The organism is Brucella pituitosa, assembly GCF_003049685.1.
In the GTDB taxonomy this organism is placed as follows: Bacteria; Pseudomonadota; Alphaproteobacteria; order Rhizobiales; family Rhizobiaceae; genus Brucella; species Brucella pituitosa.
The window spans coordinates 2,069,518-2,082,156 of the sequence record NZ_PYSY02000001.1; the positions used below are offsets into that span (position 1 = coordinate 2,069,518).

Genomic DNA, 12,639 nt, shown 5'->3' on the forward strand with positions numbered 1-12,639 from the left:
CCTATTGCGGCATCATCGACGCATATGCTCCCTTGCTGTTCACATTCTAGTGACAGATTGTTTCATGAGTTTAAAGATCGTGTTTTTGCCAAAATCGTGCCTATATATGGAGGCTCGCGTGAGGGAAGTGCAGGAGGCAGCCCCCGCGACAGGTTCGCCACATGGGAGCCTGAAATTATAAAGGAGGGTGCTCTATGGCCCAGGTTAATCTCCCCAGCATCACATCCGGTGACGGTGGCCTTACCCGTTATCTTGAAGAAATTCGTCGTTTCCCAATGCTTCAGCCGCAAGAAGAATATATGCTGGCGAAGCGTTATCATGAACATACCGATCCGAAAGCCGCCCATAAGCTGGTAACAAGCCATCTTCGCCTCGTTGCGAAGATTGCAATGGGCTATCGCGGCTATGGCCTGCCGATCGGCGAAGTGATCTCTGAAGGCAATGTCGGCCTGATGCAGGCAGTCAAGCGCTTTGAACCAGAACGCGGCTTCCGCCTTGCAACTTATGCAATGTGGTGGATCAAGGCTTCGATCCAGGAATATATCCTGCGCTCGTGGAGCCTTGTGAAGATGGGCACGACTGCCAATCAGAAGCGCCTGTTTTTCAATCTGCGCAAGATGAAGAGCAAAATTCAGGCGCTTGATGACGGCGATCTCAACCCGGATCAGGTAAAGCAGATCGCGACCAAGTTGCAGGTCAGCGAAGACGAAGTGGTTTCGATGAACCGTCGTCTGTCCGGTGATGCGTCGCTCAATGCGCCTCTGCGCGCGAGTGAAGGTGAATCAGGCGAATGGCAGGACTGGCTGGTCGATGACAGCAGCAGTCAGGAACAGGTCCTGATTGAACAGGACGAGCTGGAAAGCCGCCGCTCGCTGCTCGAACAGGCGATGGATACGCTCAACGAACGCGAACGCCGTATTTTTGTGGCACGCCGCTTGTCGGAAGATCCAATGACATTGGAAGACCTTTCCGGCGAATTCGGCATCAGTCGCGAACGTGTGCGTCAGATCGAGGTTCGTGCATTTGAAAAGGTGCAGGCTGCAGTCAAGGCTGCAGCCATCAAGCAGCAGAAGGCGTTGAACCATGTCGAGGAAGCACACGCCTAAAATTCAGCGCTCTTTGAAACCAATCCCTGCCGCAAATGGATCGCTCCATTTTGCGGCAGTTTGCTTTTGAACGCATAACAAAATCAACGAGCGGATTTTTGGGCAAAGTCGAAATGCGCGCTCTTTACTCGCCGATCTCTGGCGACTGTCACGAAACCGATAAAAAAACGCCAAATAACTGTGATGCAATGGCTTTAGGCAACAGGTGTATTTCACCCAAGCCTGAAGGTCATCCCATGAAAAAGCTCCTGCTCGCTGCAGCTCTCGCTCTCACCGCTGCGACTGCGGTATCTGCATCTGAATATGTCTCTTATCTCGACTATCCTCAGAAAGAACAGGATGGGAAAGAGTTCTTCACTGCTATTGAAATTCCTCAGGGCAGCTTCACCAAGTACGAAATTGACGACAAGACCGGTCACATCGTTGTCGATCGCTACCAGTCGATGCCTGTCATCTATCCGGCCAATTACGGTTCGATCACCAGCACGCTCGCTGGCGACGGTGATCCGCTCGATGCCCTCGTCTACACGCGTGAGCCCATCGTTCCGGGCGCTATCATCAAGGTCCGCCCAATCGGTGTGCTCAAGATGATCGACGGTGGCGAAACCGACGACAAGATCGTGGCTGTACCGACCTCGAAAATCGATCCGACCTACGACAACATCAAGGAACTCTCAGATCTGCCAAAGATCGAACAGCAGCGCCTTGAAGCCTTCTTCCGCGTCTACAAGCAGCTTCCAGAAGGCCGTAAGGTCGTAGAACTCGGTGGCTTTGACACGGCTGAAACTGCAGCGAACGAAGTCGCCAAGGCGATCAAGGCATTCTCTGAAAAGAAATAATCAGCCGCTCTCAAAGAAAAAGGCCGCTTAAAGCGGCCTTTTTTGATTCGTTGTTCCGATTCTTAGCTGGCACCCAGAACGTCGTTAAAGACTTTCTCGCCCGGAACACCCTTTTCGAGGCTGATCAAAGCACGGCGACCATTGCGGTAGGAAACCGGAATATCAATCCACTGCAGACGACGCATCAGCGAAAGATTCGTATCCTGTGCGGTCTTTGCGTCATTGAGCCAGATAATGAAGAAATTATCCGCGATCTTGGACGGTACAGCAATCAGCGGGTTGCCCGCTGCCTGTTCAGTATCCTTGAACGTAATGCGCTGAACATTGTCGACGACACCGCCAACGAAATTTTCCGGCACAGTGAAGACCATTTCAATCAGATGGCTGGCAGGAATCGACTGATCCGTATTTTTGCGGATCGTCATCTTCAGCTCAACCTTGCTGTCAGGCATCGAGACGCTTGCGCGAATGGCAGGCGCTGCTGGTTCGCCCTCACTCGGGCTTTCCTCGATCTCAGACCAGACAACGTTGCCACGCTCGACCGAACCGGTTTCCGTACCGCCGCGTTCTTCATAGAGAAGCGCCTGCTGGCCAACAGCGACAGCCTGCTGAGATTGCGGCTGATTCTGCGTATTGGTTTGCTCAGGCGCTGACGTTGAAGCGGCAGTCGATTTGCCTTCGCCAACACCAGCCTGACCACCTGATGGGCCTTCATCCGTCTCACTGCCGTCCGGCATGAGGCGCTGCGTCATCTTCTGTTCTTCAGGTGATGTCGGCGGCGTCTGTTCACCTGACGGCTGTTCGTTACCTGCGGTCTGCCCAGCGGGCGGGGTCTGCTCTGCAGGCTGTTGCTGCACAGTTCCGGTATCTCCGCTTGCAGGCGCATCGCTGCGACCAAGACTTGAAGCAAGTTCCTGCAACTTGTCCTTGTTGGTCCATACGACATAACCTCCGGCACCAACGGCCAGAAGAGCAACAAGACCAATAATCAATCCAGCATAGGAACGCTTTTCTTTCCGTACATCACGATCTGCATATTCCCCGCGGCGGGCATATGCCGTGTCGTCCGAACCATCCCGATCACGCTCAACTGCCCAGTCATCATTGTTACGGGAATGGACCGGCGCAGTATCATCGTCACCATCGACATCGCTGTCGGAATAGCGGCGCTCAGTCGGAACCGGGCCCTCATCATCATAGGATGACATTCGTGTCGAACGCGTTGATTCGTGCAGAAAATCTTCCAGCGGATCGGTCTGCGGTTCTTCAACCACAGGCGTCGATGCTGGCGGAGCGTAAAACGCCTCGACTTCGTCAATAGCGTCTTCGAGAATCTTGCGTTGACGAACAGCCACAACTTGCGAGGCATTTGCCGTCACAAGCTTCTGCTCAATCGTCGCGCGCGCCTTTGCATAGACACGCTGGCGCAGTTCAGGCGATTTGTCTGCCTGCGCATCGATTGTCTTTTTCAGAACCGCTACAAAATCTGCCATGCCGTCTTACCCAGTTTCCGCGAGTACGAGATGCAATAAATGTCTCAATAATCACAATAATCAATGGAAAGCAAAGCCCAGAGCAACGATTAAGTAAGCCCTTTCAAAATGATCGCGAAAAAACCTTAAAAAAATACCCGGTCAGCCATAACAGCAAACCGGGCATTTTCTCTGTATGAGAACTTAAGATCAATCAATCATGAAACGGATCGGTTACGAGGATTGTGTCTTCACGCTCCGGGCTGGTCGAGAGCATGGCAACCGGAGCACCGATCAGCTCTTCGATGTGGCGGACATATTTGACAGCCTGCGCCGGAAGATCGTTCCACGAACGTGCACCGGCAGTCGTTTCCGACCAGCCTGGCAGCGTTTCATAAATTGGCTTAACGCGAGCCTGCGCGCCCATCGAAGACGGCAGATAATCAATACGCTTGCCGTCGAGTTCATAAGCAACGCAAATCTTGATTTCTTCAAGACCGTCGAGAACGTCGAGCTTGGTCAGCGCAATACCCGTGATGCCGGACGTGCGAACCGTCTGGCGAACGATCACCGCATCAAACCAGCCGCAACGACGCTTACGACCCGTTACCACGCCAAATTCATGGCCCTTGGTGCCAAGAAACTCGCCGATTTCGTCATTAAGTTCTGTCGGGAATGGACCCTCGCCAACGCGGGTGGTGTAAGCCTTGGTAATGCCGAGAACATAACCAATTGCTGTTGGGCCAAGACCCGAACCGGCAGCTGCCTGACCGGCAACTGTGTTGGACGAAGTCACAAACGGATAAGTGCCGTGGTCGTTATCGAGCAGTGCGCCCTGCGCACCTTCGAAAAGAATGCGGGCGCCAGCCTTACGGCGTTCGTCGAGAACGCGCCAGACCTGATCGATGTAAGGCAGGATCTTGTCGGCAACCGAAGTCAGCTCTTCAAGAATGGTCTTAACCGAGATTTCTTCAAGGCCCATGCCACGACGCAGCAGGTTGTGATGAGTGAGCAGACGCTCAACCTTTGGCTCAAGCGTTTCCGGCTCAGTCAAGTCAATGACGCGGATTGCGCGACGGCCAACCTTGTCTTCATAAGCAGGGCCGATACCACGCTTGGTGGTGCCGATCTTGAGGCCTGAATTGGAACCTTCGCGCATAGCGTCAAGTTCGCGATGAATGGAGAGAATCAGCGGTGCATTTTCTGCGATGCGCAGAACTTCAGGCGTGATTTCGATGCCCTGACCGCGCAGCTTTTCGACTTCCATGACGAAATGATGCGGATCAACCACAACACCATTGCCAATCACGCTCAGCTTGCCGCGCACAAGGCCGGATGGCAGAAGCGAAAGCTTGTAGCTGACGCCATCGATGACAAGCGTATGACCCGCGTTATGACCGCCCTGATAGCGCACGATCACATCGGCGCGCTCGGACAACCAGTCCACGATCTTTCCCTTGCCCTCGTCGCCCCATTGCGACCCGACGACAACCACATTAGCCATTGAGAAAACTCCTCGGTCCGGCATCTCAGCCGTAAATATAACCCAAGGATCGCAAGCAGCCCCGACAGTTTGACGCGAGGTGCTGATCCCTCGTCTCTATACAGACTGAATCCCGCTTACGCGACTCTTTACATGCAAAAAATACGAATATTTTCACCAAGACGTGGAAAGATAGCGTCAGATCGTCTGAGATTTCGGATATGGCGAGGTGAAAATGGTGTTCTTCGAGAACCGGAGCGGAGTGTACTTTTGGGTACATGAGCACCGGAAGCGCAGAAGAACGCCATTTGCAGACCGCCTGATCCGGAATATCTACGATCTAACCGGCGCGGACCATATAAAGCGCCTCATCCGAATAGCCTTTGAGCTTTTCTTCGAGTGCAGGCACGTCGCGGATAACAAAACCCTTCTTTTCCCAGAACCCCTGCGAGCCATTAACGGCGACGAGTGCCATGGTGACAAAGCCGTCACGCTCAGCCTGCGCTGCCATCAGTTCGACAACACGTGATGCCTGCCCGCCTGAACGGACTTCAGGCAGAAGTGCAATATCGTGAATGTAATAAGTACTGATGTCATTGGGCAGTTCACCCAACACCGAATTAAGGGCGGGAACCGAATCAAGTTTCCATGGATGGCTGATGCCATAACCAAGAATTTCGTTGCCGTGCACCAGTACAAAACAACCAGCCGGATAAATGCTGAAGCGGTCCCGGAAGACCGCCTCATCCTCGAAGAAGTCGGGATGAACGACATTGGCCACAGCCGTTACACCCGCCATATCCGGCGCTTGCATGCGTCGCCATTCTGCCTGTTCAATCCCGTCCGTCATGTTGCTCAAGCTTCCTCGATGTTGAATTCCAAAGGTCTTGCCGCCTTGATTGCCTCTTGAGCAATGAGTTCGTCAAGTACTGCCTGTGGAATCCTGTCATCGACATAGAGCATCGCAATGGCATCGCCACCGGGATGGTTACGTCCGAGAGAGAAGTTCGCGATGTTTACATTGTGCTTACCGCAGATCGTTCCGAGCAGGCCGATCATGCCTGGAATGTCGACATTGGTGACATAAAGCATGTGTGGACCGACTTCGGCATCAAGGTTGATTCCCTTGATCTGAATGAAGCGTGCCTTGCCGTCAGAGAAGCAGGTTCCGGCAATCGAACGCTCACGTTCAGTGGTCTTGACAGTCAGCTTGATATAGCCGTCAAAGATACCGGACTTGTCGCGTTTGATCTCGGAAACGATGATCCCACGTTCCTTCACCATGATTGGTGCAGAAACCATGTTCACATCAGCTACCTGCGGGCGGATCAGACCGGCAAGAGCCGCACTGACCAGAGCGCGCGTGTTCATGGCCGCAGTCGCACCATCAAAAAGCACTTCCACTTCCTGAATAGGCTCGTCCGTCACCTGACCGACAAAGGCACCCAGAACCTCTGCGAGCTTGACGAACGGCTTGAGACGCGGCGCTTCTTCCGCTGTGATCGACGGCATGTTGATGGCATTGGATACCGCGCCCTTGACGAGATAATCCGACATCTGTTCGGCCACCTGGATCGCCACATTTTCCTGTGCCTCGGAAGTCGAGGCACCAAGATGCGGTGTGCAGACCACATTGGGCAGATTGAATAATTCGTTCTCTGTTGCAGGCTCGGCTTCGAAAACATCGATACCAGCACCTGCCACGTGACCCGATTTCAAAGCTTCCACCAGATCTTTTTCAACGATCAGACCACCGCGCGCGCAATTGATAATCCGAACGCCTGGCTTGGTCTTTGCAAGTGCGTCTGCATTGATGATGCCACGTGTCTTGTCGGTTAGTGGTGTATGCAGCGTGATGAAATCAGCACGCGCCAGAAGCTCATCCAGCTCAAGCTTTTCAACGCCTAGTTCCTGCGCCCGCGCTTCCGATAGAAACGGATCAAACGCAACAACATGCATCCTGAGGCCGATACCACGCGCTGCAACCACCGCACCGATATTGCCGCAACCGACAACACCGAGCGTTTTGCCGGTGATTTCAACACCCATGAAACGGTTCTTTTCCCACTTGCCAGCGCGTGTGGAAACGTCAGCCTCGGGGAGCTGACGCGCAACTGCAAACATCAGTGCAATTGCGTGTTCCGCCGTGGTGATGGAATTACCGAAAGGAGTGTTCATCACAATGATACCGCGGCGCGATGCTGCGGGAATATCAACATTGTCCACACCAATACCGGCGCGACCAATAACCTTGAGCTTCGTTGCTGCTGCAATCAGCTTTTCCGTTGCCTTGGTGGCGGAGCGGATAGCAAGGCCATCATACTGGCCGATGATTTCAAGCAGCTTTTCCTTGTCCTTGCCAAGATCTGGCAGGTAATCAACTTCAACGCCGCGGTCTTTGAAAATCTGAACGGCGGTAGGCGACAATTTATCGGATACGAGTACGCGAGGTGCCATAAGGGCCTCCTTCAAGTAATCTTTAATCGAGCATGTCCAGCAATGCCCTGCAAAATCTATGTAGCGGCTTTGTGTTTGGACCATGCATCGCGACAAATGGAATGCTGACCGTGATCGCCCCAACGCGACCACGAATTCATGCATTTCCCCGAATTAGGCGGCGGCTTTCAGCGCGGCCTTCTGTGCGACAAAGGCCCAGTCGAGCCAAGCCGTCAGAGCTTCAAGATCAGAAGCCTCTACCGTCGCACCCGCCCAGATACGCAATCCCGAAGGAGCGTCGCGATACGCACCGATATCGAAGGCAACGCCTTCTTTTTCGAGTGCTGAAACAATGCCCTTGGCGAAAGCTGCCTGCTGATCCGCCGAAAGTGCAGTCACTTCCGGATCAACGATGGTCAGGCAAACAGACGTGTTGGAGCGCGTTTCTGGCTTTTGCGCCAGATTGGCAATCCACGGCGTCTTCTCAATGAAGGCATTGAGTACGGCGAAGTTTGCATCCGCACGCCCGACAAGACCCTCGAGACCGCCGACGGAACGCGCCCAGCTCAGTGCATCAAGATAATCTTCAACGCAGAGCATCGAAGGGGTGTTGATGGTTTCGCCAACAAAAATGCCTTCGATCAGCTTGCCGCCAGAAGTCAGGCGGAAAATCTTTGGCAGCGGCCATGCTGGCTTATAGCTTTCCAGACGCGCAACAGCACGTGGGGAGAGAATGAGAATGCCATGCGCGCCCTCACCGCCCAGCACTTTCTGCCAGGAGAAGGTAACAACATCGAGCTTTGCGAAATCAAGGCGTTGTGCAAAAGCAGCCGACGTCGCATCGCAAATGGTCAGACCCTTGCGATTTGCCGGAATGAAATCCGCATTCGGTACGCGAACGCCAGAAGTCGTACCATTCCATGTGAAAACAACGTCGCGGTCAAAATCAACTTCGGCAAAATCGACCAGCTCACCATAAGGCGCAACAAAGGTGCGGGTGTCTTCGAGCTTAAGCTGCTTAATCACGTCTGTGACCCAGCCGGAGCCGAAGCTTTCCCACGCAACCATATCAACGCCGCGCTCACCAAGCAGCGACCACAAGGCCATTTCCACCGCACCCGTATCGGATGCAGGCACGATGCCAATGCGGTAATCAGCCGGAACGCCGAGAATTTCGCGGGTAAGGTCGATGGCTTCTTTCAGCTTGTTCTTGCCGATTTTCGCACGGTGCGAACGGCCAAGCGGCGCATCGGCGAGCGCTTGAAGCGACCAACCGGGGCGTTTTGCACAGGGACCAGATGAAAAATTAGGGTTAGCCGGGCGAACTGCCGGCTTCGCAATCGTCGTCATTTTGTTTCCTATCCTCACAGATAGCACGCGCCTCGTTGGGGAGGCGTGGCCCGCTGACGAAAATACCGGAAAGCAAAATTTTCACAATATGGCGTGAAAGTTATTTTTGCAGAACCCGCCGAGGTCGCCCCGGCGGGTTTAAATGCCTCAAGATTTACTTCCTGGAGGGCTTTTCATGCATACGTGCATAATAGCTTGCGATGAGCGCACCGGAAACATTATGCCACACACTGAAAACGGCACTCGGAACAGCCGCCAATGGCGAGAAATGCGCATTCGCAAGTGCTGCGCCCAGACCGCTGTTCTGCATGCCAACTTCAATGCTGATTGCCTTGCGTTTGGCAAGCGACAGACCAGCGGCGCGTGCCGCGAAATAACCCAACAGCAAACCAAAGCCGTTATGCAAAACGACGACCGCGAAGATGAGTGCACCGGACTGGGCGATGGCTACCTTGTTGACCGCAACAACAGCAGCGACAATCAGAACGATACCGATAACCGACACCAGCGGCAGCATTGGAACTGCTGCCTTCACAAGACCTGGCATCAGCTTTTGCAGAATGAAGCCAAGCGCGAGCGGCACGAGAATAACCTTGAGGATGCTGACGAACATGCTCATCGCATCGACCGGAAGATACTGGCTGGCAAAGAACCAGACCAGAAACGGCGTGACAAGCGGTGCGAGCAAGGTCGTCACACTGGTGCAAGCAACGCTGAGCGCAACATCGCCTTTGCTGAGATAGGTCATCACATTGCTTGCGGTGCCGCCCGGGCAACAACCAACTAGAATGACACCCGCAGCGACTTCCGGTGACATCGGGATAATGCGCGTCAGCAAAACAGCAAGAAGCGGCATAATCAGGAACTGGGCAAAAACACCGATTAGTACTTCAAACGGCCGTTTGGCAACTTCCGCGAAATCCTTGGTCGAAATCGTAAGGCCCATGCCAAACATGATGATGCCGAGCAACACGACGATCCACGGCGCAAACACGCTGAACGTCGATGGCAGCAGGAAACCAAGTACGGCAAAGACGATAATCCAGACGGCAAATGAGCGTCCGACGAAATCTGACAAAGCTACGAGGGCTTTCATTTCTCTCCCTTCAGACTGCGCACAGTCTAACTTTTATTTTTCAGGCAACACTAATTTCTTGCGGCCTTGTATGCGCAAACTGAAATTTTAAAAACGAAAAATAGTAACAAAAATAACTTATGTGCAGTTTGGACAGTATTTTTGGAAACAAAAAGAAAAAGGCCCGGTCACCCGAGCCTTCGTTTCAATCAATGAGTTACGATCAGCCGCCGAACATATAACGAAGGCCGACGCGTACATCGTGGACATTCATGCCTTTGTCATAGCCGTCGCCAACACCGTAAGCACCATTAAACATCTTGCCGCCATTGATGTGGCGATAACGATAACCAGCATCGAGCTTAAGGTTTTGGGTCAGATCAACCGAGGCACCGGCCATGAGAGCATAGGTGAAGCGCCAGTTTGCGTCACCGGACAGTACGCCACCATTCGTCGTATCAACAAGATCATCCCACTTCACGCGGGTACCACCGATACCGGCACCGACGTAAGGCGTCACACCACCGAAATTGCCGAGATCAACATAAGCATTGGCCAGAAGCGACAGTGCAGACATCTGGCTTTCATCGCGGTCGCTGGTGAACTTCGCACGGGTCATGTAGTCGAGCGTCAAATCCGTGCGGAAGTAATCGGTCACCTGATAACCAACACCACCGCCAAGCAGGAACGAGCCCTTCAGCTTGCCGCCATGGATCTGCGGATCGCCTTCACCACAGGTATTGCAGCCACCACCGCCCGGCAGCGTATAGCTGGCACCACGGAATTTCGCCGCTGAGTAGCCCACATCGCCACGCAGATACCAGCCTCCGACGGCTGGGGGAGCGACAACCACTTCCGGTACGGGTTCAATATAGTCCGCCGCCAAGCCAAGAGAACCTGAAGCCATCAAGGCTGCCGATGCGGCCAAACCAGCACACAAATTTCTAATAAGACTGTTCATTTATCTGCCCCATCGATTTGTCACGCCGCAACCGCGTCGGAACCGAGTATTCAGGGGCAGATTATTCAGGAAAAGTTAAATACAACTTAACCTTGTTTTTTAACTACATTTATTAAGCTTTTCTAAAGTATGCGGCAGGGTATATCAGCAACAAAAAAGCGCGGAAAATTCCGCGCTTTTTGTGTTTCAAATGCCTTCGGCTTACAGCGGTTCCAGTTAAGACTGAATCGTTGAAGCCGCTGTAACTATTTGTTTTTTCGCATTATCCTACGCAAAACCGCTTCGCACTTTTTGCTGGAAATGCTTTAATCAGGCCGCTGCACTTTCCGAAGAAATCACACTGATAATATCGTTCACGACCTTTTCGACGAGAATGCGATCATCCCCTTCCGCCATCACGCGGATAAGCGGCTCGGTTCCCGATGGACGAATGACCAGACGCCCCTGAGCGCCAAGACGTTCAGTAGCTTCGTCAATCGCACTCTTGACCTTCTTGTTCTCGAGCGGCTTACCACCAGTGGTGCGGACATTCTTGAGAAGCTGTGGCACGGGTTCAAACTTGCGGCACAGCTCGCTCAGTGGCTTGTTTTCCTCCTGCGCAACCGCAAGAATCTGCAGGGCAGAAACCAGCCCATCGCCGGTCGTGGCAAAATCCGACAGAACAATATGTCCTGACTGCTCGCCACCCACATTGAAGCCATGCTCACGCATATGCTCGACCACATAACGATCACCGACCTTGGTACGCGCAAGCGTCATATTGTGATCATGCAGGAAGCGTTCGAGACCAAGGTTGGACATGATGGTCGCAACGATACCGCCGCCTTGCAGGCGGTCAGACCGAGCCCATGATTCGGCAATCACTGCCAAAAGCTGGTCGCCATCAATCACAGTTCCATTTTCATCAACGAGCAGAACGCGATCCGCATCGCCATCAAGCGCAATACCGACATCGGCCCGCACTTCATGCACCTTCTTCATCAAACCGATGGGATGGGTTGAACCGCAATCCTCATTGATGTTGATACCGTTCGGCTCATCATTGATGGTGATGACTTCTGCACCAAGTTCCCAGAGGGCCGAAGGCGCTACCTTGTAGCCCGCACCATTGGCGCAATCGACCACCACACGCAGACCATTGAGCGATATATTGCGCGGCAGCGTGCGCTTCGCAAATTCGATATAGCGATAAATATCGCCATCAACGCGCTTTGCCTTGCCCACTTCACCATGGGTCGCGAGATGCGCTGAGAGATCGCTATCGATCAGGCTTTCGATCTGCAATTCGATCTCATCAGAAAGCTTGAAGCCATCGGGGCCAAAAAGCTTGATGCCATTGTCAAAGAACGGATTATGCGAGGCGGAAATCATCACGCCGATATCGGCACGCAATGAGCGGCACAACATGGCAACAGCCGGTGTCGGAATTGGCCCGAGCAGAAAGACGTCCATGCCAGCGGCAGTGAAACCAGCCACCAAAGCGTTCTCCAGCATATAGCCGGAACGACGGGTATCCTTGCCGATCACAACGCGCGACGCCTGGCCCTTGCGACGGAAGATGTGCCCAACTGCCATACCAACTTTCATGGCAATATCAGGCGTCATCGGAAAGCTGTTTGCCTTGCCGCGAATGCCGTCTGTTCCAAAATATTTGCGTGTCATATTTTTAGCCTTGCGTTGCGCCATAGAGCCATCTCGAAGCAATCAAATATCAGTCGCTGTTAAACCAGTGAGACAGCAATGGCAGCCGAACCTTTTAGTCCGGTAATCGATTGTCTGCGTTATTAGCGCAAAACCACCCGACATTGCAATTTCACCTTTCGGGGAACCAGATCGCATCAAAGCCTCATGCCCCACATTGTGCTCATGATGCGCCGAAATCCTTAACCGAGCCTTGTTATGGATTTTATACCCACA

Annotated in this window: 10 protein-coding genes; 2 read left to right on the top strand and 8 right to left on the bottom strand. The window is 53.2% G+C overall.

Annotated features, from left to right (window positions below; genetic code table 11):
* Nucleotides 1-194 precede the first annotated feature (194 nt).
* Together rpoH and C9380_RS10240 are read left to right on the top strand one after the other, a co-directional pair.
* The gene (gene rpoH, locus C9380_RS10235) at nt 195-1,106 is read left to right on the top strand and encodes an RNA polymerase sigma factor RpoH (protein WP_024895697.1); all 912 of its coding nucleotides are present in this window, start codon (nt 195-197) and stop codon (nt 1,104-1,106) included.
* Nucleotides 1,107-1,342: 236 nt separating this feature from the next.
* Nucleotides 1,343-1,945 (top strand): inorganic diphosphatase, encoded by a 603-nt coding sequence (locus tag C9380_RS10240; protein ID WP_024895698.1) that lies wholly within the window; start codon nt 1,343-1,345, stop codon nt 1,943-1,945.
* A 62-nt stretch (nt 1,946-2,007) separates the two neighbouring features.
* Here the strand turns inward: C9380_RS10240 and C9380_RS10245 are convergent, their stop codons facing one another.
* From C9380_RS10245 to glmM, 8 genes are all read right to left on the bottom strand, one after another.
* A complete protein-coding gene (locus C9380_RS10245; protein WP_128093486.1) occupies nt 2,008-3,438 on the bottom strand; it encodes a transcriptional regulator in 1,431 nt (476 codons plus the stop codon).
* A 193-nt stretch (nt 3,439-3,631) separates the two neighbouring features.
* Nucleotides 3,632-4,921, bottom strand: a complete 1,290-nt coding sequence (locus C9380_RS10250; RefSeq protein WP_128093487.1) for an adenylosuccinate synthase — start codon at nt 4,919-4,921, stop codon at nt 3,632-3,634.
* A 319-nt stretch (nt 4,922-5,240) separates the two neighbouring features.
* Nucleotides 5,241-5,750, bottom strand: a complete 510-nt coding sequence (locus C9380_RS10255) for a GNAT family N-acetyltransferase (protein ID WP_128093488.1) — start codon at nt 5,748-5,750, stop codon at nt 5,241-5,243.
* 5 nt (nt 5,751-5,755) lie between these two features.
* On the bottom strand, nt 5,756-7,357 hold the full coding sequence (serA, locus tag C9380_RS10260; RefSeq protein ID WP_024895702.1) for a phosphoglycerate dehydrogenase: 1,602 nt from the start codon (nt 7,355-7,357) through the stop codon (nt 5,756-5,758).
* A 153-nt stretch (nt 7,358-7,510) separates the two neighbouring features.
* Nucleotides 7,511-8,686, bottom strand: coding sequence for a phosphoserine transaminase (locus C9380_RS10265; protein ID WP_100558605.1), 1,176 nt, complete (start codon nt 8,684-8,686; stop codon nt 7,511-7,513).
* Nucleotides 8,687-8,840: 154 nt separating this feature from the next.
* Nucleotides 8,841-9,782, bottom strand: a complete 942-nt coding sequence (locus tag C9380_RS10270) for a bile acid:sodium symporter family protein (protein WP_100558604.1) — start codon at nt 9,780-9,782, stop codon at nt 8,841-8,843.
* Between the two features lie 202 nt (nt 9,783-9,984).
* Complete coding sequence (locus C9380_RS10275) at nt 9,985-10,722, bottom strand: outer membrane protein (RefSeq protein WP_024895705.1); 738 nt, start codon at nt 10,720-10,722, stop codon at nt 9,985-9,987.
* A gap of 309 nt (nt 10,723-11,031) precedes the next feature.
* Entirely contained in the window at nt 11,032-12,384 is a 1,353-nt protein-coding gene (gene glmM / locus C9380_RS10280; protein ID WP_181151659.1) for a phosphoglucosamine mutase, read from the bottom strand.
* Between the last annotated feature and the right edge of the window lie 255 nt (nt 12,385-12,639).